This window comes from Pseudomonas sp. FEN, assembly GCF_904067045.1.
Taxonomy (GTDB): domain Bacteria; phylum Pseudomonadota; class Gammaproteobacteria; order Pseudomonadales; family Pseudomonadaceae; genus Aquipseudomonas.
Map to the genome: position 1 here is coordinate 125,999 of NZ_CAJFDC010000013.1, position 25,796 is coordinate 151,794.

Below are 25,796 nucleotides of genomic sequence, written 5' to 3' on the forward strand. Positions count from 1 at the left end.
AGGTCTTCCAGTTTATTCAGAGGGGCCGGGCTGACGCGCAGCGAGGGTCGAACCCTGCACTTCCAGTTGCAACAGCGCGGCGATCATAGTGGCGACATCCGATTCCAAGGCGGCCCGCTCCATCAGCGCGGCCGCGGCCTCCAATGCCGCTTCACCGAATTGCCCGGCGCTGCCCTTGAGGCTATGGGCGATACGCGCGGACTCGGCATGATCGGTCTGCAGGACCGCCGCCTTGAGCCGGACCAGCAAGGCCTGGCAGTCCGCCATGAACAAGCGTTGCAGACGCGGAGCACGCAGCGGGTCCTGCTCCTCGATTGAGGCAAGAGCCGACACGGAGCTCGCCGGAGTCGGCGACAATGGCACCGCGCCACGCAACTCCATCCCCCGTGCCTGCTGTCGCACGATCACTCGCGTGATCGCATCGAACAGCTGCATCGGTAACACTGGCTTGGCGAGATAGTCATTGGCACCGGCTTCAATGAAGCGTTCACGGTCACCGCTCATGGCGTTGGCGGTCAAGGCGATGACATAAACGTCGTCATCGAGCACCGCGCATTGCCCCGAGCGCAACTGACGAACAGCTTCCATGCCATCCATTCGCGGCATTTGCCCGTCCATCAAAACCGCATCGAAAATCTTCCGACCGAGTATTTCCAGGGCCTCGAGACCATCGCGGGCGAGAACGACACGATGGCCGAAACGCTCCAGGAACAACTGGGTGATCTCCCGATTGGTGGCGATGTCATCCACCACCAGAACATCCAGGCTGCACTGATGCCGCTCCAGACTGCGCAAAGGCGACGGTATTTCATTGAGCGTCGGCGTAGCGCCGCTCTGCACCTCGCACAAGGTCCGATAGAAATGCTCGCGGCGCAGCGGCCTGACAACGCACGCGGCCAGGCCATGGGCACGCAGTTCATCGGCAGACGGCAACGACTCCACCTGCGAGGCCATCAGCACGATACGCGCGGTGGCCAACGACGGGGCTGCGCGACACAGCTCGGCGAACTCGACGCCATCGACCAAAGGCAGGCGCCAGTTGACCAATACCAGATCGAACATGACCCCCAACCGCGCCTGCTCATGCATCACCCTCAACGCATCGTCGGCCGACGCCACCCCCTGGCAGAGCATCTGCCACTGGCCGAGGATCACCATCAACGCCTCGCGCTCATCGGCGTGCTCATCCACCACCAGGGTGCGCAGGCCCCACAATCTTGGGGCGTCGGCCGCACGCGCCGGGCATTGCGGCAAGGGCAGGGTCAGGCTGAAGGTAGAGCCCACATCCGGCTGGCTCTGCAACTCGATACCGCCGCCCATCAGCCTGGCCAGGCGCAGGCTGATGGACAAGCCCAAGCCGGTGCCGCCGTAGTTTCGGGTGGTGGATGCATCCGCCTGCAAAAAGGCATCAAACACCGAGCGCTGTGCGGACGGTGCGATACCGATGCCGGTATCGATCACCTGAAATCCGAGCAGGTCGCCGTCTGCCCGCCAGACCACCAGGCGAATCGAGCCGCTGGCGGTGAACTTGACCGCATTACTCAGGAGATTGAGCAGAATCTGCCGCAGTCGCCAGGGGTCGCCCATCACCTGCCCCGGTACGTTGGTGGCAATATGGCAGATCATGCGCACGCCCTTTTCCGCCGCACGCGGTGCCAACAGCTCGGTGACATCTTCCAGCACCTCGGTCAGATCGAACTCGACCCGCTCGATATTCAAGTTGCCCGATTCGATCTTGGAGAAATCCAGGATATCGCTGATCAGCGCCAGCAAGGCTTCGGAGTTCTCGCGGATCGCCGTGACGAAATGTTGCTGTTGAGGCGTGAGCGGCGTATCCGCCAGCAAGTGGTTCATGCCGATGACCGCGTTCATCGGCGTGCGGATTTCGTGGCTCATATTGGCCAGGAACTGCCCCTTGAGCTGGTTGGCCTGGTTGGCGATATCCCGGGCGCCCTGCAGTTCCTGGGTACGGACTTCCACCAGCTTTTCCAGGCCGGCCTGCTGGGCCTGCAAGGCATCGAGCAAGTGATTGTAGGCCCTGGCGAAGCGCCCCAGTTCATCGGCGCGAGCCTCGGGCAAACGGCGCGACAGATCGTCGCCACGAGCGGTCTCTTCGATTTCCCGGGCAAACCGGGCCAGCGGCTGCGCCAGCTCGCGACGCAATACCCAGAGTAAACCGAAGGCCAACAGGATAAAGCCGACAATCGCAAAAGGCGCCTCGGCAAGAATCAGGCTCAAGGCGCCCGCGCGCAGTTGCGCTTGCGGGTAAAGCGTCAACAGATACCAGTCCGGCTGCGGCAGGTGAGCGACGACCATCGGCGTATCGACGTCGAAGCGACCGATCTGCGGAAAATCGGCCGCGGCAGGCAACTGCGCGATCAGTTGCTTGAGCCGGTCGCGGGAAACCGTCGCCAGCGTATTGCCGGACAGATCGGCAACGCGCTGGCCTTGTGCATCCAGCAACAGGCTGGGATAGCCCTTGAGCAACTGTCCGATACGGGTCAAACGCTCATCAAGCTTCAGTTCATAGCCCGTCATGTACAACGGCTTGCCCGATACATCCCTGGCGACCACTGCAACGCTGATCAGTTGACGGCCCAACGACGGCTCGTTATACGGCCCGTCCCAGATGACCTGGCGATCGTTCGCAGGCAGTGCCTCGAACAGGGCCCGCAAGTGAGTCGCACGGGCCTGGGCAAAGCCCGAAGGAATATCGACTGCCGTGGAAAAAGCCGCCCCGGCGTCGGGGAAATAGAAAAACGTATCGACCGTCATCGCCTGGCCGGCAGTACCGAACGCTTCCGCGGCGGAAGCGGCACGGGCCAACCTATCCGTGGCGACGGCGTTGTCCACGGTACCTTGCCCGGGCTGGTTGAGTACCCAATGCAGGGTGCTGCGCTGGAAAATACTGCTGCCAAACTCTTTTGCCGCACCACTGTTCCAGCGCGTCATCAGTCGCCTGGCGCCTTCTTCCGCGTCACGAAAGTCGTCGTTGTCCACACTGGACAGCAGCCGTAGGCGCTGACTGAGATCGTCCAGCGCCTTGCCTTGCAGTTGCTCATAAGTACGCCAGGCACTGAGCCCGGCAGCCACGCACCAACTCAACGCCAGAACCAGTGCGAGGACACAGGTAATGCGCAACGCCAGGGAGGCGCGCCAGCCCCTCATTACAACCCAACCTTGCCGGAGGCACTGTCGAGCGTCGCGCCAACCCCCATTTTGCTCACAATGTCGCGAATCGCCCGTTGCGCGGCCGCGTCGTCGCGCAGCGCCACCACCAGCAAGCGTGTCACCTTGTCACCGGTTACCGTCTGCGTGGATTCCCGCCGGCTGGTAAATCCCAAGGTCCGCAACTGCGCCTCAAGGTTCTTCAAGCGCGTCTCGTTGCCATAGGTGCCAAGATCCAACCGCACTCCTTCACCAGCCGACAGCCCCGTTTCCACGGGCCGGGGAGTCCAGCACCAGGCTATCTGGGCCGGCGGTTGAATGCTCGCGACACCCTGTTCGGTGGGCGAGCCGAGGGCGGCCAGACGGACATTCGAGGCGGCAGCCTGGGCATCCATCGCCGCCAACTGTTCGGCAATGCCGTTCAAGTGTGCATCGATGACGTTGGCCTGAAGCTGCAACTGGTCGGCTTGGCCATATTTATCCAGCAACACCTGTTCGCCTTCCTGGCGGTAGGTCAGTTGAATGCCGACCAGGTTCTCACTCCCCATCAAATTACGCTGGTTCGGAAAATCATCGGCGCTGAAGGTATGTTGGCCGCCATTGAACAAGCGCAGGAAGTCCACGAACGCCCGGTCCCCGCTCCAGTGCCGGGTCAGCTTGAAGTCGGCGAAACTGATTTCCAGGGCAACATCGGCACAGGCCCCCGGCGCCCAGACGAAGCTGGCGCTGGTGGGGAAGTTGAAGTTATCCAGCACCGTCGAACGACCGCTGCACTGCAGCGTCAGCCGCGTCTGCCGGGGCAGTGAACGGGCGCCGAGATTGACCTGCGAGGGCGCGGCGGACAATTCCACCACCGCCGCGGTGGCTTGCAGTGTGGCGATGCTCTGCTTGAGCTCCGCCCGTTGCGCCACAAGGCCTTTCTGCTCGGCTTCCAGCGCCTGCCTGCCTTGCTGCTCCGTGGCCTGCTGGGCCTGGCTCTGGCGCTGGGCACCGAGCAGATCGTTGCGCGCATGCTGCATGCGACTGACATAGGCGTAGAACGCGCCCGTCAACGGCACTTGAACGCCCAGCGCTTCACGCCCGCTGTAGTGCTGCACATCGCGCTGCACGAAGGTCTTCACCGCCCCGTTCATAAAGGCCGGCAACTGACCGCGATCGCCGTACAGCAGCTCGTTGAGCATGACCGGGTCCTGCACGCCCTGAATCGAGCTGAGCAACTGCCCGCTCCAGTCACTTTGCAGGCGACAGGCCGCCACTTCGGAAACGTAACGCGAGGAGAAATCCAGCTGGCCGGTTGCCAACGACCAGACCACATCTTCACGCGGATCGGGCCCCTTCAGCGCCTGGATCAAGGCACTGCGCACGCTGTCCGCGTCCCAGAGCGGCGCGGACTTCACCGTCGGATCGGCACCGAAGCCCCAGGTATCCAAGGCGACCTGAAATGCTTGCGCATCGCTTTTCTGCAGATCGGCCACCACACCTTTCATCAACTGCTGGAATCTGGCCAAGGCACGGGCCTGGGTCAACTCATCGCGCAAACCGTTGACCCCGCTCTCGATCGAACCACCATTGGCCATGCCCTTGAGCACATCGCCGCCCAGTGCATTGGTGATTTTCAGGTTGCCCAGTGCTCCCGCGCCGGCATGCAGATCATTGTTACTGGCCAGCTCAAGCAACCGATCCAGCGACACCGCCCGGCTCGCCCAAGGCGCCCGTCGCTCGAGCGGGATCAAGGCAAACCGTTCGGCACTGCGATGCAGCAGCTTGAGGAACGGATCGTTGGGCGTACCGATGACACTCAGGGCCAACTGCCAGTCACTGCGGTTTTTCAAGCGTGTCTGGGCACTGAGCAGGCTGCCCTGGATAAACCGATACCAGGCATCCTGGGTATCGCTCTGGTACTGATCGAGGAATTTCACCCGCTGGGTCTTCCACAAGGCCCCGTCACGGCTGGCACGGCCGAGCTCATCGATAAAAGCAAAAATCGCACTGTGCCCTTGCGAGGTATAGGCACCGGAAAGACTCAGGCCCGGGTTGTCACTATCGCTCCAGTATTCAGCCAGCCGGATCGGCTGCAGATTGCCCTGCAGATCCGCCCAGGCTTTCAGCCACGTCAGCGGACGCCCTTCCAGCCCCATGCTTTCCAGTTGGCCGAGCAGGGCCGCCCGCTGGCCCTGCATCTGCGCCATATCGGTTTGCCACTCCAGGTAGGAGCGATAACTGGTCCCCAGGGTGACCAGTTGCCCGGCGCTGGTCATCTCCTTGGAGCCGTAGGTCAAGTTCAGAAAACCGACCTCGGAACCGGGCAGCGGCAAGTCATCCATCGACTGATTGTTCAGACGGGCATCGAGCAGGTTGATCCGCCGCACCAGGAATTCGGCATAAGCGGCAATCAGCCGTGGATCGCCGCTATTCGATGCGCCGCGCAGGTTTTGCGAAATGAAACCATCAAATACCGGCGTGCGTATTTCGCGATCGAACAACATCACGTAGTCAGCGCGATAGTGCTCCTGGACTTCTTCGATATGGCGTGAGAACGGCAGCAAGCCATGCCATCCGCCCTGCTGCCGGGCAGACAGGCTGATCAGTGCCTGGCGGAAGCGACGCAGCGCATCCAGGTCGGTCTCCAGTCCACCGTCGAAGTCCTCGGCCACGGGCGGTTCGTCGAGCGCTTCGGTGAGCACGGCCCGGGTGTGCTGGTCGGCATAAACCAGCAAGGCGCCAAATCCGCCACACAGGCCCAGCCAGCCAAGCACCGCGGCATGGGCCAGCAGTCGCCGCCAGCGATGCCAGCTATCGATGGGTTGATAAGCGTGGCGTTGCGCTGGCAGCAACTGTCCCAGCAGTTCATGACTGAACCAGCCTTCGCTCCCGCCGTCGGCCTCCTGCCCTTGCGCCGTCAGGAACAACCCGCGGAGCAGCGGCAACTCACTGTAGGGATTGGCGTCGAACGCCGGCAACAGCAGATGCCCGAGACGCGCGCGTAAATCAACGATGCGCTCCGGCAGGCTGAAGGCTGCTTCATCAGGCAGGCCACGCACCCCCAACTCGATGCGCAGATCGAACAAGCGCTGGACAATTGCGCCAAACACCTCATCGAGAAACACCTGCGCCGCCCCCGTGCGCTGCTGGCTGAGCAGGCCAAATGGCTGGTCGCGCTGCGGTGGCGTGAGGGCGGCCGCCCATTGGGTGAACCCTGGCAAGGCTTCGGCGCCGGTGATAATGAAATACACCGGCAAACGGGCACCAAAGACCTTCACCAAATCATCAAGACGGCGGCGCAGATTGTGTCCCTGCTCGGCCAGACGCGCATCGGTATCGCTCAACAAGCGCTGGCAGTCGATCACCAGCAGTACACCGTTGAGGGGTTCGCGGCGCCGCGAACGCAACAGCCAGTAGAGCAACCGCCGCCATTCCGGGCCCGCGTCGCTGTTGCCCTCGGCCATGCGCCCGGCGGGATCAATGATCACGCCACGCTCCAGGAACCACCAATCCAAGGTCCCGGTCGAGGCGGCCGGCTTGCCACCGCGGGTCGAGCGCAATGCCGAGGTCAGTCCGCTGTTGCCCAACAGACGACTGGCGCCGCTGTCACTTTCGCCCAGCATCAGGAACCAGGGCAGCACATACAAGGGTGAACCCAATCGACTCAGACGCGACTGGCGCAACATCTGCACACCGCTGTTCCAGTCCTGATCAAGAGCGGGCGCCTCATCGCGACGACTCTGGGGCAACTCGCTGTTCATCCGGGCCCGCAGGCGCCAGGCATGCCAGCGCCGTCCGATCCCACGCAGGCAAAAGACCACCAGCAGCGTACCGATGAACATCACCGGCACGTACCACAATGGCCAGTTCTCGTAGAGCGCCAGGCCCCAGAGCAACAGCGCGAAGCCTGCCAGCAGCAGCACCCAGAGCAAGAACACGCCGGTTTTCTTCAACATCAGCGCATCTCCAGCAGTTGGCTGACTTGTCGACCCAGCGAGAGATCGAAACTGATGTACAGCACGGTCAACACAATCAAGGGCACCCCGATCAACAGCAACAGTGAAATACCGGGCAAGCCCCGGCGCACCACACGGAGCCGTTTTGGCAGGTGGTCTTCGGGTTGTTCGAAAAGATGGCTGGTGGCGTCCAGCGGCACGATCTGCCGATCGAGCAGGATTCGCTCCAGGCAGAGCCGACGGTATTGCATCAGTTCACCCCCCGGACGGGTCGCATAGCGCCCCTGGAAGCCGCCGAGCAAGGCCAGGCCGAAGACCTCGCGGGCACCGACCGCCGCCTCGGGCAAAGCCTCAAGACGCAGGAAGAACTCGACACCGGCACGACTGGTGGAGAAGTAGTGGCGTTGCAACGGTGCCCGCCGCCATTGTGCCGCCCCGGGCCATTCGCCGGACATGGCCGCCTCATCGATCCAGGCGACCACCGCGAACAGCGCCTCACGGACTTCGGCTTCGGCGAAGTGCAATTCGCGGGCTCGATTGGCAGCGCTATCGAGCAGCACTATGAGCACCGGCGCGAGCGTCTCATAGGACTGCGTCGAATCGATGAAGCCGCGCTTGGCGGCCTCGAAACTCGGCATCCAGCAGTCAGCCAGGCGGGGATTGATCATGTGCGTACCACCACCAGATCGATACTCAGGTCAGTGGGCGGCTGGGGCAGGAAGAACGCGGCCTGACGCTCCTGCTGTAGCGTTTCCCAGCCATCGCTCAGTGTTTCCAGACGGAAGTACAACGCCCCTGCCACACGCGGCAGCCCTTGTGGCGGAACCTGCAGATAGATCAACTCGACGCCGGGCAAGGCGCGGTTGACCAGGCCTTGCAGGACACTGAACGCCCCCAGCTTGCCATCCAGCGGCAGGCTCTCGGCCAGCCACACGGGGTCGGCCACGCTGCGAGCCATCAGAAAGTAACGATGTCGTGGACCGAAAAAGGCGTCCGGCAGCGGGGCCTGGTAGAAACCTTCCTGCAGTTGCAGGTGCACCAACAACTCGGAGCCGATGCTGATTTCATTGAGCTGCTGGCCGACCAGGGCGACCAGTGCAACAGTCGCGGCCCCCGCGTCCTCATGCTTGTAAGGCGGCACCAGCAGACGGCCATCCGGGGTTTCGCCGAGCATGTCGCAGACATCGGAAAACAGGCTCAACTCACCGACAAGTTGGCGCAGGGTACCGTACAGCTGCCACGGCGAAACCTGTGGTGTTTCCAGCAGATGGGTCAGCAACGGACCATAACGATTCAGTACCGCCAGGGCCATCATATGGTTGACCTGGGCAGCGTCAAGATCGCCGCGCCGCGACTCCCCCGGCTGCTTGTACACCGACAACTGTCGCGCCCGGCCGACCAGTTCGTCGCGCACCTCGCGCAAGGTTTGCAGGAGCATCGGCGATGCCGCCAGATTGACCGACGGCGGCACGTAGCGCTGGGCCGGTCGGACGCGATCACCGTCCAGTTCAAGACGGGCAATCGGCAGCAACTCGTAGGTGCTCAAATGCTCCAGCTCGTCTTCCCAGAACAGCCGCAACACATAGGACATCGGGCGCACTCGTGCTTCCGGGGAGTTGCCGAGACGGTCGCCGATCACTTCCGGGTCAGCGGCCACGACAAAGCGCGCTTGCGCCCGGGAACCCTCGGACAGGGTCTCGAATACCTGCGCGTTGGAGTCGCCCGGCAGCAAGCGACGCAACCCTACAAACAGCGTGCGACCACCACTGAACTCGCCCAGGTCAAGGGGGCGCGACTCCAGCACCGCATTCCCCGGATATTCCGCCAAGGTGCCTTCGGCGAAACGCACCGACAATTGATCCAACAGGCACTGCTTGGCAACCAGCGCGGACTCGTTGATCTTCAAGGAGATCAAGCCCCACGGGTAAGGGTGATTCAACGCCGTGGTGCGGGTCAGACGATGCTCGATACGGGCATCGTTCTGTTGAAAATGCTGAGGCTGGAGAAACAAGCCCTGGTGCCAATACAACAACTGATCGATATTCATAGGGCTCGGATTCAGGCAGAAAATTGAAAAGCGTGGCCGCTGCAACGCTCACGACAAGCAGGTCAGTCCTGTGCGCCCGGCAGGCTCACCTCGCCCTCTCGGGGCTGCACGGGCTTGGGCAGCGCCAGACGACTTTCCTTGCCACGCAGCAGAGCCTCGGGCCCGACGAGCAGGTCAATGGCGATGGGGCGCGGTGTGGCGGTCCAGGTCTTGCTGAAGAAACCGCTGGAGGTCACGTCGACGCCGATCTGATACAGCTTGACGCTACGCGTCGGGTCCAGATGCGCGTAACCGGCGGCGACTCCGACCATCTTCGTGCCCTCGAGTCGCGGCAGGCTCAACTGCCGGGTCTGGCCCGGCTCGATAAACAGCCGCGTAAGACCGATCATCCCGGTCGGCGCACTGTTCATCAGCAACAGACTGCTCAGTTGCTGGGAGTTGCCGGTGTAGGCGGAAAACGCACTGACCTGATCGAACTGCGTGACCACCACCAACAGGTTATGTGCCTGGCCGTCGTACTGATTGAGGTCTTTATCGGCGGTGAAGCTCAGCTCGATGGCGTTCTCGGTGTAGTCCCATTTGAGCTCGGTGAGGGCCTGTTGCTCGGGGGTGAGTTCCTGGCTGCTGCAGGCGGAGAGCAGGATGCAAAGGGCGAGCCCGCCCATGAAAAACTTGATTGAGGGCGCACGCCCCGCGACGCTCACGCCATCACCAGGACGGCGGTCTGGCTCGGCTGCGAAACCGTACCCATGGTGTTATTGGCGTTGTGCATGGTCTGGCAGGTGACCCGCACGGCGGGCTTACCAGCGACCATCACTTTGCTGCTGCCATCGATGAAGATCATTTCACCCTTGACCTTGCCGCTGGTGACGCCACCGGCCACACCCGCTTCATCGCCACTGGTCATCAACACTTTGCTCGACATATTCATCGCTGGCATGCCGCCCACCAGCACTTCCATCACCAACCCTCCCGGGTCTGCGGCGCTGGTATCAGCTGTATTGGGATAAGGCAAAGGCACCGGCCCGGCTGGCGGGACCGGTGTCTTGCAGATATCGGGCACCGTGGACATTGCCATCGCACCGCCGTTATTAAGCATGTACATAATCGATTTCACCCCAGCTTGATGCTGTCACCATCAATGGCAACACTACGTTGTGCATTCAGGTCCAACGTGTCGGCCTGCACGCTCCAGTCATCGCGCACGCGCTGGCGCAACGAGCCGGAATGAAGTTCTTCATGGCCTTCGACGCGACGGCGGCTGTCAGCAAAATCCGCCTCGTGGCGCACGGCTTTTTCGCGGTGATAAACGCTGTTGTCGTGGCGCTCGAGCCAATGGTTCTCTAGGTGCTCGCCACTCATGGCCAAGGTCCCGACATTCAGATTGGCACGCTGCATCTGCACACTGCCCTGCTCGGCGCACACCCGTAATGCGCTACCGGCGTCAAGGCTCACGCCGTCGCGAGCCTGAATGCTCAGCGCGCCGGCGGGCAGGCTCAACTGCAGGTCGCCATCCAGATGCATACGTGCTGGTTGAGCGATGGCGCGTTCCAGCACGCCAAGGATGTACCCCCCCTGCGCGTCCAGGCTGACCAACACCTTGTCCCCCACTGCTGGACGCACCAGGCACCCGAATGCGGGTTTTAGCCAATAGCGGCGGCCATCGCTGCTGACCACGCCGAAACGCTCGCCATCCAGTGCGTTGACCTGTGCATGACGCAATTGAGCAGCGGCATCGCAATACTGCGGGGCTTCATTCATCTCGATTTTCCTAAAGAGGCGGGCCGCCATTGCTCGGCGGCGAGGCGTTCGGTATCAACGGGCTGGATGGTTTGAGGGTTGCTCTGCTGCCAGTCGGCCTGGGTGAAATCAGCGGCATGGGCATTCATGCCGGTCACGTCGGCGGCGGCGAACGAGGCCCGCGGGGCAAACAACGCGGTGCAATCGGCATAACGCAACAGTGCGCGGTCAAAGCGCGCGCCTGGCATCTGGGCGTCTATCAGGATGGCCATCTCCAGAACGGCATCACTGAAATCGACCGAGTCAAAATGGCTGGCATTGAACAGAGCGCCCTTGAGATTGGCACCGACAAACATCGGCGCGGCTCCCTTGCTGCGGTAGAACGACGCGCCCTCGGCCTGCACGGCATGAAAATCGGCGCCACTCAACGACGATTCATCGAAGGCACACTGCTGCAACGACGCCAGACCAAAGCGCGCCTGATCGAGTTGGCAATCGATCAGCCGTGCCTTCGCAAAATGCGCCGACTGGGCATCAAGGCCCGTCAGATCGCAGCGGTTCCATTGGGATTTGCTCAACTGGGCGGCTGCCAGTCTGATACCCGGTACGCGGCACTCCGAGAGCGTAAAAGCCTGTAGCTGCGCCCCCGAGAGATTCAGATCCTCGCCGCGGCATCGCGCCCAGTAGGTCTTGTTCCAACGCACATTCTTGAACAAGGACCCCTGCATTGAACACGCGTCCATGTGTAATGAGTCTGCGGTACTGTCGGAGAAATTGGCGCCGTCCAGGCGGCAGTCTTTCCAGTAGCTTTGGGTCAGAATGGCTCCATTGAATTGCGCGCCACGCGCATCAACTTCTTCCAGCCTCGCGTTGCTCAAATCAACACCGCGATAGTCGCCACCGGCCAGATTCAACGCGCGCAAGGGCTGCCAATCAGCCAGCAATGCCCTTAGACGCTCGACACTTAATACCTCAAGCATGAGTCAGGCTCTCCTTGAGTCGGCAACGCGTCATCAATGCCTGCTCCAGGCGCACGCCGCTGCCATATACAGCGTCACTGGCCAAGCCATGCAAGTTGCTGCCACTGAGGTTGGTCTGCTCCAGGCATACCTTGCGCAAGCGGCCGTCAAGCAGGTTGGCGCCAGACCAATCAGCGCGACTCAAGTCACATACGGACAGGTAGGCACCTTGCGCGACCAGCCCGACACCGTCGGAATCACTCAGGTCGCAACCGGTCAGCAGCGCGTCGTTAAACCGTGCGCCGCGCAGGCTGGCGTGATTCAGATCGGCATCTTGAAAACTGGCAGCGGTCAGGTCGGCATCGTCCAGGCGCACACCCGGCAAAACGCAGTGAGCGGCCAGCCGCAGGTTCTGCAGGTTGCACTCGCGCAAGTCCAGATCACGGCCCACAACCTTGGCGAAATCGGCTTTGCTGAGATTGGTGCGGCGCATGTCTGTCGCGTTCAGTGTGCAATCGTAGAGCTTGGCTTTGTGGAGGTTGCCGTCGGTGAGTATTGCGCCGCTCAGGTCGCATTTATTGAGGCGTAGTTTGCTTAGATTGGCGTTGCTCAGTTGCGCCTTGTCGAGGCTGCATTCGTTGAGTTGGGCTTGCTGTAGGTTGGCCTCGGTGAAATCAGCAGTGGAGAAATCACTTTTACTGGCTCGGATAGCCAAAAGGTTAGCGCCCTTGAATGATGCGCCTTGGCATAGAACCCGTTCAAAGACCGTTTCTTGCAAGGACGCTTTGTCCAAACTCACAGCACTCAAATCACAACCGATAAAGTGACTCTGGCTCAGGTCCGTATTTGCCAGACAAGCACCTTTGAGCTGGCAGTTTTCAAACAGGGTTTTTTTCAGGTCTGCTTGACCCAGATCGATCCCTGAAAGATCAAGGCCATTGAGGCTGAGGTTCTGCAACGATTTACCCGCCAGGTGCAAGGCTTGCAGCGATTCACGGGTCAGATTGCAGTATTCGGCAGGCGTGGGTGCGGGGCCGAATTTGATTCGATCAGCCGCCAGTGCCTTTTCGACAGCAGCGAGTTGCTGATCGATGGAGGCCTCCATCGCTTGTGAACGGGAAAACCCCGCTGCCACTTTTTCAACCATATCCGCCTGCTGTGCTTGAGGCAGGTCCAATCGGGCCAGCAAATCCATGAGGTCAACTTCGGGTACTGGTTGCTTTGCCAGCGCCAAGGTCTTCTCGACATCCATATCCAATCGAGTGATCGCACTCCGGGCATGGCGCATGCTATCGGCCTTGGCTTTAGCAAGTTCCGTCTCGATTTCGGCTCGTAGTGCCCCTGGATCGAAGGGCTTGGCAGGCGGCCGTGGCTCTCGCATGAGCGCCGCAAAATCCAGTTTGGCCAACGGCGGATAATCTGCACGGTTGAAAGGCACATCCATGCCTGTCGCCATGTCCTGGGCGATCTGAAGACTCTGCTCATGCGCCACGGATAGTTCGGCGTGTATTGCGTCCGCGGCAGCCTGCAAACTGGCAATCATGGGCCCGGTGTCGAACACTTGCGGCTCGGTGGGCGGTATCTCGACCGGTTCGACCGGAGGACGCGGCCAAAGCCGATCAATCCATGTCTGCTTGTCCCGCTCGGCATCCCCGACACGCTCAAGGGCCATCGCCAGTGTGGCGATATCCTGCGCATCGATATCGAGTACAGACACCTCTGCTCGGTATAGCAAAAGCACACTCTGCGCTTCGGGGAACAGCCATACCGTATCGAGATCCATTGGCGCTTCGGTGATAGCAAGGTGCTTATCAGTGCGCTCGACAAAAAGTCGTGGCCGCAGGCCAGGCAGGCGCCCGGACACTTGCGCCTGGGCTGGGTGCATCCCCGTCGCCGACCAGGTTTCGTCTCCCCGCCAAAATTCAGTATTGCACTGGTCCTGCGCCACTTCGTCGAACCAGCGGGCATCGGTATCGGTCGGCAAGAACGGTGCGCGATAGGCGGTCCAGTCCTCATCAAGGGTGCCCATAAAGGCACTGCGCGCAGCGCTTTGCGGGGGTAATGGCATGAAGCTGGCAGTTACCGGGCGATCCTTAGGATCGCAAACACTCAGGTTCGCGACTTCCAGTTGCGCGAGTGCAGTTCCGCCTGCGGTGTCTGTATCAGCACAATAACCTTTGCCCACTGGGTTATCCGCCCACAGGGAACCACCGTAGGCGTTTTCCAGGCTCAAAGGCAGGCAATCGATCTGTCCGGTTGTAACAGGCATCCAACCCAAGAGGCCCTTGTTCCATTGACGGGGTGGAAACACATGCAGTGTTTTCTCAAGCGTTCCCAGACGCGCCCGCACTGCCATTCCGGCGCGCTGTGCGTCGGTCAGGGCATAGGCTTGCCCCTGCACCGCGAAGGTGCCACGGCTTTTTTTCAAACCGCTGTCCAGCGTCTGCTTGCCCATGCGCTCGGCGAGCCAGCTCCAGGTTTGCCCGGCGGGCATGATCTTGCCTTCGGCATCCACTAACAGGCCGAAAGTAACCACCAGGACATGGGTATCCCGCAGCTTGGAAGTGGCAAGCAATACAAGGCTGGCGTGTTCACATTTGAGTTGCATCAGGCTCTCCGCACAGGGTGTAAACCAACAGTCCCCTTGAAACGTAAACGTCAGGGAGCGGCGGGCGCGCCACCAGCTGCGCCAGCGGCCTCGAGTGGAGCCACTATGGCGTCACCTGCCGCCACCGCAACTTCTACACTGGCCCGACTGGAGGCCCTTTCGATGGCGATTGCTTTCAGTTCTATCGGAGCTCGAATTTTTAATTCCTCGATCGACACATTCGGAATATTCGGGACCCCCTCGCCAATTACACTATCTCTAACCCGATTACTTATCATGGCGGAATCATCCACATAGAGACACTTGCTAACAGATAGGCTGCCGCCAACCAGGACCTCTCCGGTAACATGTAAATCAGCATCAATATGAACGATACCGTCCGATTTAATAATCACTCCATTCCTAGTCAATAAAATAGTATTGCCACCCACACAAATTTCGTGAGCCATCGTGGAAAAATACATAGCATAGGCAGATTTTTCCAATTTAACCTCATAACTTCCACGATGAGCGACAATCGAATTCTTCTCATAAAACAGCTTTTCATTCTTCACCTTATTTAGACTCTTAACATATTCTCCGTTTTTATATTGCGTAGGACACAATACATATTCATACGAAGCGAGCCCCAGCTTGACATTAACATCCAAGGCATTAAGTCCAAGACTAACACTCAAGCCACTCGCTGAAACAGCGGCCTTAGCCAATGATACGTTTGCCGAAAGATCAACGCCTGCAAATGCAAGTTTTGTCACATAACTGCCCCTTGTATAAGTATGAAGAGCAGAAGCAGAAGTAGGAGCACTATTATCAGCAGGAGGAGGAGTATTATCAGGAGGAGTATTACCAGCAGGATCCTGAGGTTTACGGTTGAATTTGTTGGCCAATTTACCTTCATCAGAGCCTGCCGATAATGCCTTAGGTGGCTCCCCGCCATCGATGGAAAATTTATATACGCCTGGCACCTCATGCTTATATGAACTGGACGCCAGTTGCATATGTTTGTCCGTGCGCAAATGCGCCCCACTGACATCGCCCTCGCCCAGGGTAAAACTACAACCGGTAGAAGCGCCCATCTTCATCATCGGCCCCGACGGGCTGTCTTCCATCGCAAACAAATGCCCACCAGGAGTGCTCAAGCCGCTTTGGGCCGCGTTATCGCCGGTGACCACATTGGGATTCTCGGAGTTGGGCACGCTGCCGGTAATCACCGGGCGATCGGGGTCGCCGCCCAAGAACGAAACCAGCACTTCCGTGCCTTTCAGCAGCGGGAAATTCATGCCGTGGCTCGAACCACTGGACAGCGTGGCCATACGCAACCAGGCCGAACCACGCGTCGCGTTCTTCTCGCCGCGAATGAACGGGAAACTCACCTTGTAGCAACCATGCTCATTGAGCAGCGGCCGACCGGTATCTTCATCACCGTCCACTACCGCACTGAGCACGCCCTGCACATAGGGCCGAGGCGTTACACAGGGGGCGCGGAACTGCACGTCGCCGGGCAAGGCGATAAAACGCGTGTTGATACCCTGCCCCGGTCCTTCCCCCTCCGCCCCCAGGCCCGGCAACGGCTGATAACCCTCATGGTGAACTTCAATCACCTGATAACCGGCATTGAACAGCGGACGCGGATGGCCCACCAACAGCATCGGATAACCCGCGCGCAAGCCCGTCGCTCGACCGGCACCATGAAACTCCCGTTGACGACAACCGATGGCCTGGGCACGGCGATTGGCCAACCATTGCCCCTGTTCGAGCGAACCGAAGTGCTCGCCATACAGCCCTTGCCCACCGACAAATACAGGCGAACTCGAGACGGCCTCTTGTTGTTCGGTCGAGGCCTCTGCGCCGAGACTGGCAGTCGCCACCGAGGCGTTGACCTCCAACTTCAACTGCGCGTTGCTCGCGGAAAAGTCCTGTAGCGTGACCCCGGCTGCTTGACGGACCAGCTTGCGCTCGAAGGTACGGGCTACCGCCAGGACCCGGCCGACATCCAGTTCCGAATCTTGACGACGATAGGTCAGAAGACTGGGGAGTTGCGGCTGGTAGCGTCTGTCGCCACAGAGCACCAGCGCCTCTCCGTCAGGCCCCTGTTCAAAGAAGTAATACACACCGAAATATTCAAGAAGACGTGAAATAAAGGCGAAACTGGTTTCTTCGAACTGGCAGGTAAAAGTTGCCTGAGTCAGCGGATCATCAGCCAGCGGCAGGCGAATATCGAAGTCATAAGCCGAACCGGGCACACCGTTGATACCCGGCCCTTCGACATCAAGGTCAGCCAGCTTGAGGACGTCACGAATCAGCTCCGGCAGGCTTTTGTCCAACCAGATTTCGGAAAAGCGGAAATGACGCAACTGCACGAAGCGCGGTTCCAGCACCACGCGGTAGTAGTAATAAAGGGAGTCGGCGTCGAGATAATCCACCTCCGTTACCATGCCCTGATAGGGATGCGGCTGCCCCAACGCATCGCTCAGGGTCAATACCGCGCGGTTGCCAAGCAGTGCTTCGTCGTCGAACAACGGATTGATCGTCGCCAGCCGAACCTCGAAGCGATACGGCTGAGAGAGCTGTTCCTCGCCCTGCCACTGCTGCACCCACAATGTTTCGAGCACAAGCGAGGGTGCCAGGCTGGCGAAAGTACAGAGCGCGTGATCATTGAGAGCCATCAATCAATCCTTGTTCTTCGGTAGGTAAACGAGCGGTCACTCTAGGGTTTCAAGCAGCGCTTCACGCTCGGGTAAAGACCTGATCGCATCGGCTTCCAGAGTGGTAATGATCCACTCGCCGCTCGCATCCACTGCCACATGCAACCCGACCAGCGAACGCTGATCGGCAATCGCCCCCAGCAGTACGTCAGACAGGCGCGGCGTCAGGCTTTTACGCAAAATGAAGTCGATATTGCGCGCCCCGCTCTCCACTTCCGTGCAACGCGCGGCGATGGCGTCGGCGACTTCCTCCGAAAACGTCAGGCGTACTTTCGACGAGGCCAGCAGACGCTCGCTGAGCCGGCCCAGCTTGAGGCGCACGATGCTCGCCAGTTGCTCGCCACCCAGGGTGAAGAACGGCACGATAGTCATGCGCGCCAGCAGCGCCGGTTTGAAATGCCGGGACAGAGTCGGACGGATCTTTTCCGCCAGGGTGTCCGGATCGGGCCGCCCGTCGACACACAGGCTCTGGATTTCGTCGGTGGCCAGGTTGCTGGTCAACAACACCACGGTGTTGGAGAAGTCGATCTGCCGCCCTTCGCCGTCGGACAGGCTGCCCTTGTCGAAGACCTGATAGAAAATGTTCACCACATCCAGGTGGGCTTTCTCCACTTCATCGAGCAGCACCACCGAATACGGACGCTTGCGCACCGCCTCGGTCAGCATGCCGCCCTCGCCGAAGCCGACATAACCGGCGGGCGAGCCCACCAGACGGCTGACGGTGTGCTTCTCCTGGTACTCGCTCATGTTCACCGAGATCATCGCCTGCTCGCCGCCGAACAAGTGTTCGGCCACGGCCAGGGCGGTTTCGGTCTTGCCGACACCCGATGGCCCGACCAACAGGAACACGCCCAACGGCTGTTGCGGATCGCGCAGGCCGGATTGCGCGGCCTTGAGGATTTCCGCGATCTGCTCGACCGCCGTGTCCTGACCGCGAATGCGCAGCTTGATGTTGTCGGCCAGGGCCAGTACCCCACCCGCCGCGTCGCGCAGGACCTTGCCCAGCGGCACGCCGGTCCAGTCGGAAACGACCTGGGCAATCGCATCCGGACTGACCTCGGTGAACAGCAGCGGCTCGTCACCTTGCAGCGCGGCCAGCGTTTCGCGAGCCTGATCCAGCTCGGCCTGACGGTCTGCCAGCGATGCCAGTACCAGGGCAACCTCGCCTTCGGCTGGTACCGGCAGGTCCTGTTCTTCCAGGGTCAGCTGCTTGCGTGCGGCAAGGACCCGCAGCGCCGCGTCACGCTCGGCCAGCCAGCGGACTTCCAGCGCAACCCGACGCTCGTCAATCTCAGCCTGCTCGTCGGCGATATCCGTCAGGCGCTGGTCTTCCACCGGGAAACCATTGGCACGATCGCGTTCCAGTGCGTTCAGTTCACGCGCCAGACCGGACAACTGGCGCTCCATGCGCTCCAACTCGGCAGGCTTGATGCCCAGGCCGATCCGTACCCGGGCGCTGGCGGTGTCGAGCAAGTCCACGGCCTTGTCCGGCAGCAAGCGCCCGGTGATGTAGCGATCCGACAATTGAGCGGCGGCAACGATAGCGTCATCACGCACACTGACGCCGTGGACCTTTTCATAATGCCCCTTGAGACCGCGCAAGATCAGCACCGCGGTCTTGACGCTCGGCTCGTCCAGTTTGACCAGCTGGAAACGGCGCGCCAGCGCCGGGTCTTTCTCGAAGTACTTCTTGTACTCCGACCAGGTCGTGGCGGCGATGGTGCGCAGCTCGCCACGGGCCAACGCGGGTTTGAGCAGGTTGGCCGCATCCGAGCCGCCCGCCGCGCCGCCGGCACCGATCAGCATGTGCGCTTCATCGATGAACAGGATCACCGGCGTGGTGGAGGCCTTGATCTCTTCGATAACACCACGCAGGCGGTTTTCGAACTCGCCCTTGACGCTGGCGCCCGCTTCCAACGCACCGAGATCGAGGCTGAGCAGGCGCGTGTTCTTAAGGAAGTCCGGGACTTCATTCTGGCTGATCAACAACGCCAGGCCCTCGACCACGGCGGACTTGCCCACACCCGGTTCGCCCACGGCGATGGGGTTGTTTTTACGCCGCCGGGCGAGGATGTCGATCATCTGACGAATCTCATCGTCACGTCCGAAAATCGGGTCGATGCGCCCCGCCACTGCCTTGGCGGTCAGGTCTTCGCAAAAGCGCGCGATATTGTCTTCGGCGGCGGGCGCGATACCGCCGGCGCTGGCCAGCGAAGCGGAGACCGAGCCGGTCTGCAGGCTGTCCAGCGGCCCTTCGCTGGAGCCGCCCAACAACTGAGCGAACTCCGCCGTCAGGGCATCGGTGGAAATCGGCTTGAGCAGTTCGCCGTAACGGGTGCCGGCGGTGTAGTAACCCAGCCGGGAGACCAGCGCCAGCAGCAGCGAGCCGCCACGAATCCGCCCGCTGCCGACCACCAGCGAGGCAATCAGCCAGGCGTCCTGAATCCACTCAGTGAGCAGACTGGCGAACACCGGGCGTCCTGGATTGCCATTCTTCAGCTGTGTCAGGCCGTCATCCAGCAACGCACGCAGGCGCATCGGATCAATTTCAAATCGGACGAGAACGCGCGTCACATCGGCATTCGGCTCTTCCAGCAACTGACGCAACAGGTGCTCCAGGGAGATCTCGTAATGAGTGCGCGCCAGGGTCAGGCCCGCCGCGTTCTCCAGGGCCTTGGTGCTGTAAACATTGAGCCGTGCGAACAGCGGTTTGAGTTCTACCTGAATCATTTAGCGAGCCCTCTCTTCGAGCATTGGTCCGTGTTCGGCCGTCAGCATGAATACAACGTCGTCCTGTGTGTTGCCGTCCCCCAGCCAGGTATCCAGACCGAGCCGCTGCCAGCCGCCGCCCAGCGAAGCGCATTGCTGCTCATCGGTCGCCAGACGCATGACCAACCGGCTACGTAGCGGTGTCTGCAGGTACAACGCCACCAATCGCTCGAGCTTTTGATAAAGCGCCTGCCCTGGCAGCAAGCCGTGAAAACGCTCGGCACGCAGTGAGTCCAGGCGGATATCAAGCGTGCCGCCGCGATCCATGACCTCACGACCGAGCAAGCTGTTTTCGCCCAGTACCCCACACTGCATGCCCAGGTAAGTGCGCGCCGGACGATCGATCCGCAGACGCGTCTCGACACAGGGCACGACTTCCACCGACACATCCTTGAGCACCGCCTTGACCAACTGCTGCAGCCCCATGGCCGAGCGTGGGTGCTGATTGAATAAACCGGCATAGCGCAGCAAATCGATGGATTGATCCCGTTGCTCGGGACGCGCATCGGCAACGCCGATCAACGCCTGTAGCTGGCGCAGGCTCTTGACGTCACGGCGCTCGGTAATATCGATCCAGATCCGGTGCTTTTCCCAGGCCCGAAACAGCAGTGGATAGAGGGAGGCATGCAGGATGTCGAGAAAGTCCCGCCCCGCTGAATGGCCCAGCAGTTGCTCGTCGATCAGGTCTTCGGTGTAAAACGTCGGCAACGGCGAGGTGACGCCATACAGCCCAAAAAAGTTGGCTTCGATCCGATAGCGGCCGTCTTCGCCTTGCTCGATCCGCTCGATATCCCGCTGGGGAAATCCAAGCCCTAGCCGCGGTCGAACCCGCACGTTCTCGACGAAGTCTTTTTCGCTCGGGAAACGCAGTCGCAACAGGCGCAAGGCCTGGAAAAAACCATAGTCGCCGCCGTCATCGAGCAGCGGATCGATCACAGCAGGCGTTGGTGCCCGATCTTCGCTGGCCATTTCAAGGTCTCGTGGTTGACGCTGTCGAACAGCGTGAAAGCGGTAAAGCTGTTGACTGCCGTACAGCCGGCGAAAAACTCATCGAGCACACAACCGAACAGGTAGAAATTGCCGGGACTGAGGAAATGGTCGCCCCGGCACTCGACCCGGACCTCACTGCCTTCGATCGGCAGCCCACGAATAAACCGCCGCTCGTGGCTGACCGTGACTTTTTCGATGGCATCGATGCGCCGCTGGTTGGCGTCCTGGGCGCCCTCGCCGACACTCGGCAGATAGAGCGACAACAGGCCGCGCAGGTAGTCACGGTCGGCCAGGCGGAAGTGATTGGCATTGAGCTGCGAGAGCATGCGCCACAGCAACTTGTCGTCGAACTTGGGCGGCTGGCACGGTGTGATGCCACGAATGCTTTTGAACTCGACCCTGGGCGGCGTGTTGTCGGTGGGCTGGTTCAAATCACCCAGGCGCAGGCTTTCCGGCAACTTGCCATTGGTGCAGAGCAAACCAATGGACAAGGTCATCTCACCCGGCACTTTGCCTTCGCCGTAGGGCAGGCTCAGATAATGGTCATAGCCTTGCGCATCGATGCTCGATGGGCGGATGCGCAGGTTATAGGTGTCGCGCTGCGAGAAGGTATTGAACGGTTCCAGCCGCCGCTCGCCGCCTGCCGCGGAGTAAGCGCTGACCTTGAGCACCGAATGAATCCGCATGCTCATGCGCTGGCCATGATCGGCGGGCTGGATGCGATAGTCGACTTGCTTGTGGTCGATGCGCAGCGGGTGCGCTTCCTGGGCGAACAGATTGATCGCCGGGGTCACCCCCAGCATGAAGCTGTTGGCCGACAGACTCGGTGTCCAGTCCGGCAGATTCTCGAACATCAGGCGAACGCTGAAGCGCCCATCCGAACCTCTCGCTCGCCATTGTTTGAACCCGCAAAGTTCGATAAACAGAAACTTCTCGGGCAGCGCGAAGTATTCCTGCAGGCAACGATAGGCCGGATGCGCGGTGTCGGGAAACGGTAGCAAGGTATTGCTCGCATCGAATCCCAGGCCACGCAAATGACTGGCCGGCAGTACGGTCAAGGGTTGCTCTTGCGCACCAATACGAATCTCACGCAGGTTGAGCTGCAGCAGGCGCAACAGCTTGGAGCCATCCACCAGACCATCACCCAGATAGAAACGCAGGCTGTCCGCCGGCCAACTATTCGGATCGGCGGTGGTAAAAACGAAGTCCAGGACCAGACTGCGCTCTTCACCGGCGCCGCCGTCCCAGCGAGTAGCGACCAGTTGCAGCGGTTCCAGATCGACCGCAGCGGTGCTGCTAAACCGTACCCGCTGGCCGTCGACCGGTACCGAGGCAATTTCGCATCCGCTCTCGATACGCGAGACCTCTTGCAAGGCCGCGCGCGACTGGAACTGCAGAAGCGTCAGGCAGGGCAAGGGTTGCAGGTAATGGGGATAGAGCAGCTGCGCCAACTCTTGAATGAATTCGGGAAACTCGTCATCCAACCGTTGGCGAACCATCCCGGTAAGAAACGCCACGCCTTCGAGCAAGCGCTCGACATCCGGGTCATTGGCCGAGTCCACCCCCAGCAGCGGCGCCAGGGCCGGGTTGCCGCGGGCGAACTCATCGGCCAGGCGCCGCAGTTGGTTGAGTTCACTTTGATAATGGCTGTTGAGCATGACTTAGTGCATCGCCAGGGACACGCGGCCGTCCGAAGACACCCGCGTTGCCAGATGAATGGGAATGTCCCGATCATCGATCGAGACCACGCCTTCAAGGCTGAAACTCAGCGACAACACTTCCTGGGTGCCTTCGGCGACCAGAATGCGCGGCGACTTCAACCGAGGCTCATAGCGGGCGATCATGCGAGTCATGTTCTCGATTATTTGCGTGGTCTCGCCGGTCGCAAACGAACCGGCCAGATTGGTGAAATCGGGTACGCCAAACTCGGCGTCGATAGGCACGCTGCCGCGCCGGGTATTCAAGATGCGTTGCAGATGCTGGACGATCGACTGCGTCAACACTTCAGCCTGGGTCAGGTGCGTACGCCCGGTTTCGACCTGTAGGCTTGTGATGCGCTCCAGCAATCGCTTTTCTCTCAACGCCGTGTACCTTCTGCGATAAAGAACACCGCCCCGGACCAGGGCGGCATTGAACAGCCGAGCCAGGCTTACGCTTTTGGCGCCAACCACGAATCTTCGGCTTCGATACCGTCCGGAACCCAGGTCCAGACGATTTTTTCGTAGGTGATGCCGATGTCTTCCATATGGCCCATTTGCTTGAACTCAGGGTTCAATACGTTCGGCACCCAGGTGTGGGCCGAAACGAGCACGGCATTGCTCAGGGTGATGGTGTAGTACTTTTCCTCGGTGCCTTTAGGCGAGATCCGATAGAACTCCAGCACAACGGACTTGAGCTGTTCGCCGGAAGTCAGGGCTTGCAGCAGCTTTGGAGAAGACTTGTCGATTTCCTTGGTCAGGGTCATGCCCTGGTGAACACGCTTGCCGGCCGGCAGGCCGGTCTGCGGATTCTTGGGAATATCGATCAGGTGTTCGACAGCCTGAACCAGGATCATTCCTTCATGGCCGGTAACGGTGCTGGAACCTTCGATCTTGCCCTGGTTCTGGCCTTCGATACTCAAGTAGCATGGCATTGGCATAACGTGTACTCCGGGTTTAATCAGTTAGTTTTCAGGCATCGATCAGAACATCTGGCCCTGTCTCGCTGCGTTGAATCCATCTTATGGAAGCCCCGAGGCAATGACCCTCGGGTGAACACCTGAATGGGCAACGAATACGTTGCCCATTCGCTCGGCCAATCAGCTCTTGTCGAGCTTGCCCACCAGCGACAGCGTGAAAGAAGCGCCCATGTACTTGAAGTGCGGGCGAACTTTCAGACCGACGCGGTACCAGCCCGGATCGCCCTCGACGTCGCTGACGGTAATCTCCGCCTGACGCAGGGGACGACGGCTGCGTACACCGGCGGCGGGGTTATCCATGTCGGCTACGTACTGGCGAATCCAGATGTTGAGTTCCGACTCCAGGTCGCCACGCTCTTTCCAGGTGCCAATGTTTTCGCGCTGGATGACCTTGATGTAATGGGCCAGGCGACTGACCACAAAGATGTACGGCAGTTGGGTGCCGAGCTTGAAATTGAGCTCTGCTTCCTTGCCCTCTTTGTCATTGCCGAAAAACTTGGGCTTCTGGCACGAGTTGGCGGAGAAGAACGCCGCGTTATCGGTGTTCTTGCGCATGGTCAGCGCGATAAAACCCTGCTCGGCCAGCTCGAACTCGCGGCGCTCGGAAATAAGCACTTCGGTCGGGATCTTGGTCTGGGTTTCACCCATGGCTTCGTAGTTGTAGATCGGCAAATCACCGACGGTGCCGCCCCCCTGTGGGCCAATGACGTTGGCGCACCAGCGGTACTGGGCAAAGCTGTCGGACAGGCGACTGGCAAAGGCAAACGCGGCATTGCCCCACAGGAAGTCCTGGTTACCGCCGCCAACGTTTTCGTTGTAGCGAAAGGTCTTGGCGGGAATCGTGTCTTCGCCATAGGGGGTGCGCAGCAGGAAGTGCGGCAGGGTCAGGCCAACGAAGCGCGCGTCGTCGCTTTCGCGAAAGGCGTTCCACTTGGTGAACTGCGGTCCCTCGAAGACCGCTTGCAGATCCTTGAGATTGGGCAGGTCGGCAAAGCTGTCGATGCCGAAGAACTGCGGTCCGGCCGAGGCAATGAACGGTGTATGGGACATCGCCGAAATGGCCGCGACCGATTGCAGCAACTTCATGTCCTGCGGGCCCGGGTTGAACTCGTAGTTACCGATGATCGAGCCGAACGGCTGGCCACCGAACTGGCCGAACTCCGCGGTGTACACCGCCTTGTACAGACCCGAACGGGTGATCTCCGGGGCATCCTCGAAATCTTCGAGCAACTTCTCTTTGGAAACGCTGAGAATTTCCAGCTTGTTGTTCTCGCGAAAATCCGTGCGATCGACCAGGAACTTCAGCGAGCGCCAGGATGACTCCAGCTTTTGAAACTGCTGGTGGTGAATGATCGCATCGACCTGCCGGCACAGCTTGGCATCCAGCGTGGCGATCATGTCGTCGATCAGCCCGGCGCTGACCTTCTCGGTCTGCCGGGCCGGCTCGAGCAACTCGGTGACAAAGGCTTCGAGGCCCTGACGGGTGACGGCATAGGCCTCGTCGCCCGGCTTGACGCGAGTCGCTTCCACCAACTGATCCAGCAGGGAACCCGACTCGAGCGCCTGGCCGCTCGTGTTCGCTGCCTGACTCTTTTCTTCGCTCATGGGTTATTCCTTGTCCTTTACGCCGAGTTCCGAGAGCAAACGCTCGCGGGCACCGTCATCGTTCATCAGGGCCTGAAGCTGCTTGCGAAACTCCGGCAAATTGCCCATCGGCCCTTTCAACGCCTTGAGCGAATCACGCAGGGCGATCAGTTGCTGCAACTCGGGAACCTGGGCCACGATGGCATCCGGCTCAAAATCGCGAATGGACTGGAAAGTCAGCGATACCGGGATCTGCTCGTCCTCTGGCGCGTTTTCCGCCAGACGATTGGGCACCACCAACTGCAGGCTCAGGTTCTGGCCCTTGAGCACATCGGTGAAATTGTCTTTGTCGACGCGGATCGGCTTGAGGTCTTCAACCGGCGTATCGTCTTCACGCAAGGTGAAATCGCCGATCACCAGTTGCTTGAGCGGCAGCTCGACCTGCTCCTGGGCACCACCGGTGTCAGAGCTGTAAACAATATTGACGCGCTCTTTAGGCGCGACCGAACCTTCACTAGCCATTAACTCTCACTCCTGTTTACCGGACTCGCTCAACGCAGCCGTTAGAAAACTCATGGTATGGATATGCACACGCCTGCCAGGTCTTGCCT

General features: G+C 60.4%; 17 protein-coding genes. All 17 read right to left on the minus strand.

The genetic code is table 11. The annotated features are described in order from the left end of the window. Positions 1-12 precede the first annotated feature (12 nt). Positions 13-3,168, minus strand: coding sequence for a response regulator (locus PFEN_RS14990; RefSeq protein ID WP_191487600.1), 3,156 nt, complete (start codon positions 3,166-3,168; stop codon positions 13-15). After that, positions 3,168-7,106, minus strand: a complete 3,939-nt coding sequence (locus tag PFEN_RS14995; protein ID WP_191487601.1) for a type VI secretion protein IcmF/TssM N-terminal domain-containing protein — start codon at positions 7,104-7,106, stop codon at positions 3,168-3,170. Before PFEN_RS14995 ends, PFEN_RS14990 begins: the two co-directional genes overlap by 1 nt. Then, entirely contained in the window at positions 7,106-7,774 is a 669-nt protein-coding gene (locus tag PFEN_RS15000) for a DotU family type IV/VI secretion system protein (RefSeq protein ID WP_191487602.1), read from the minus strand. The genes PFEN_RS14995 and PFEN_RS15000 overlap by 1 nt, the downstream gene beginning before the upstream one ends. Continuing rightward, positions 7,771-9,153 (minus strand): type VI secretion system baseplate subunit TssK, encoded by a 1,383-nt coding sequence (tssK, locus tag PFEN_RS15005; RefSeq protein WP_191487603.1) that lies wholly within the window; start codon positions 9,151-9,153, stop codon positions 7,771-7,773. Before tssK ends, PFEN_RS15000 begins: the two co-directional genes overlap by 4 nt. 62 nt (positions 9,154-9,215) lie before the next feature. Continuing rightward, a complete protein-coding gene (gene tssJ, locus PFEN_RS15010; RefSeq protein WP_191487604.1) occupies positions 9,216-9,818 on the minus strand; it encodes a type VI secretion system lipoprotein TssJ in 603 nt (200 codons plus the stop codon). Positions 9,819-9,853: 35 nt separating this feature from the next. Beyond that, on the minus strand, positions 9,854-10,258 hold the full coding sequence (locus PFEN_RS15015; protein ID WP_191487605.1) for a DUF4150 domain-containing protein: 405 nt from the start codon (positions 10,256-10,258) through the stop codon (positions 9,854-9,856). A gap of 8 nt (positions 10,259-10,266) precedes the next feature. Further along, a complete protein-coding gene (locus PFEN_RS15020; RefSeq protein ID WP_191487606.1) occupies positions 10,267-10,914 on the minus strand; it encodes a DUF3540 domain-containing protein in 648 nt (215 codons plus the stop codon). Beyond that, on the minus strand, positions 10,911-11,873 hold the full coding sequence (locus PFEN_RS15025; protein WP_191487607.1) for a pentapeptide repeat-containing protein: 963 nt from the start codon (positions 11,871-11,873) through the stop codon (positions 10,911-10,913). Before PFEN_RS15025 ends, PFEN_RS15020 begins: the two co-directional genes overlap by 4 nt. Next, positions 11,866-14,460 carry a DUF2169 domain-containing protein gene (locus PFEN_RS15030; protein WP_191487608.1) on the minus strand — a complete coding sequence of 865 codons (2,595 nt, stop codon included), beginning with the start codon at positions 14,458-14,460 and terminating at the stop codon, positions 11,866-11,868. Before PFEN_RS15030 ends, PFEN_RS15025 begins: the two co-directional genes overlap by 8 nt. Positions 14,461-14,510: 50 nt before the next feature. Further along, positions 14,511-17,126, minus strand: a complete 2,616-nt coding sequence (locus tag PFEN_RS15035) for a type VI secretion system Vgr family protein (RefSeq protein ID WP_191487609.1) — start codon at positions 17,124-17,126, stop codon at positions 14,511-14,513. Between the two features lie 36 nt (positions 17,127-17,162). Beyond that, the gene (tssH, locus tag PFEN_RS15040) at positions 17,163-19,895 is read right to left on the minus strand and encodes a type VI secretion system ATPase TssH (RefSeq protein ID WP_191487610.1); all 2,733 of its coding nucleotides are present in this window, start codon (positions 19,893-19,895) and stop codon (positions 17,163-17,165) included. Beyond that, positions 19,896-20,903 carry a type VI secretion system baseplate subunit TssG gene (gene tssG / locus PFEN_RS15045; protein ID WP_191487611.1) on the minus strand — a complete coding sequence of 336 codons (1,008 nt, stop codon included), beginning with the start codon at positions 20,901-20,903 and terminating at the stop codon, positions 19,896-19,898. It abuts the gene before it with no gap. Further along, on the minus strand, positions 20,867-22,582 hold the full coding sequence (tssF, locus tag PFEN_RS15050; RefSeq protein WP_191487612.1) for a type VI secretion system baseplate subunit TssF: 1,716 nt from the start codon (positions 22,580-22,582) through the stop codon (positions 20,867-20,869). The genes tssG and tssF overlap by 37 nt, the downstream gene beginning before the upstream one ends. Positions 22,583-22,585: 3 nt before the next feature. Continuing rightward, positions 22,586-23,005 carry a type VI secretion system baseplate subunit TssE gene (gene tssE, locus PFEN_RS15055; RefSeq protein ID WP_224770969.1) on the minus strand — a complete coding sequence of 140 codons (420 nt, stop codon included), beginning with the start codon at positions 23,003-23,005 and terminating at the stop codon, positions 22,586-22,588. A 68-nt stretch (positions 23,006-23,073) separates the two neighbouring features. Next, positions 23,074-23,562, minus strand: coding sequence for an Hcp family type VI secretion system effector (locus tag PFEN_RS15060; protein WP_020291465.1), 489 nt, complete (start codon positions 23,560-23,562; stop codon positions 23,074-23,076). A gap of 159 nt (positions 23,563-23,721) precedes the next feature. Beyond that, the gene (tssC, locus tag PFEN_RS15065) at positions 23,722-25,206 is read right to left on the minus strand and encodes a type VI secretion system contractile sheath large subunit (protein WP_191487613.1); all 1,485 of its coding nucleotides are present in this window, start codon (positions 25,204-25,206) and stop codon (positions 23,722-23,724) included. Between the two features lie 3 nt (positions 25,207-25,209). Then, a complete protein-coding gene (gene tssB, locus PFEN_RS15070) occupies positions 25,210-25,707 on the minus strand; it encodes a type VI secretion system contractile sheath small subunit (RefSeq protein WP_191487614.1) in 498 nt (165 codons plus the stop codon). Positions 25,708-25,796: the final 89 nt, after the last annotated feature.